Source organism: Streptomyces sp. B1866, from assembly GCF_031932565.1.
GTDB lineage: Bacteria > Actinomycetota > Actinomycetes > Streptomycetales > Streptomycetaceae > Streptomyces.
In genome coordinates, this window is sequence record NZ_JAVSCF010000563.1 from 1 (window position 1) to 808 (window position 808).

Below are 808 nucleotides of genomic sequence, written 5' to 3' on the forward strand. Positions count from 1 at the left end.
CCCGAGCCGGACCCGTGGGACGCGCCGCCAGGCGCCGCCGCCCCCCCCGGCCCGGCCGCCCACCGCGCGGCCGGCGGCCCGGCGCACGGCCGGGAGCCGGTCGGCCCGGACGTTTTCGACGGCCGCGACGCTTTCGACGGGCGCGACCTGGTGGCGGAGGAGCTGGACCCGCCCCTGTGGGACGAGGACCCGGCCGGGCCGTTGGCGGGGGAGTGGTCCCGTGCGGCCGGTGCCGCCGGGGACTGGGAGGACGGCGCCGCGTCCGGGGAAGCGGACGGGGTGCCGTGGGGCGCCGGGTCGGGTGGCCCGTACGCGCGGGGCAGTGCCCGTACGCGCAGGGCGGACGAGCCGGAGCCGGGCCTCCGGGACCGGGAACCGGCCGGCCGGCAGGCGCCGGAGCGTGCCCGTACGCGCGGGATGGGCGATCTCGGGCCGGGCCCGTGGGACGACGGCGCGGACGCTGCGGGGGCGCGGGGGAGCGGCCGTACGCGCGGGACGGACGAATTCGGGGCGGACGCCTGGGACGAGGGCCTGGCCGGTGCGGTGGCGCGGAGGAGTGCCCGTACGCGCGGGGCGGACGATCTCGGTCCGGGTGTCTGGGATGACGAGCCGGCCGGTCCGGCGGCGCCGGGGCCCGCCCGTACCCGCGCGGCGGCCGACGATCCGGACGCCGGTCTCGACGAGCTGGACCCGGACCTGTGGGAGTCCGCGCCGCCGGCCCCCGCCGTGCGCGCACGCCCGCGGACGCAGGCCCCGGACGCCGCGCCCGGGCACCTCGCGGACGCCGCGCCCCGGCCCGCCCCGGACG

1 pseudogene is annotated in these 808 nt (G+C 82.7%); it reads left to right on the plus strand.

The annotated features are described in order from the left end of the window. Positions 1-808 (plus strand): annotated as a pseudogene (locus tag RKE29_RS30205) (hypothetical protein); the annotation flags it as partial.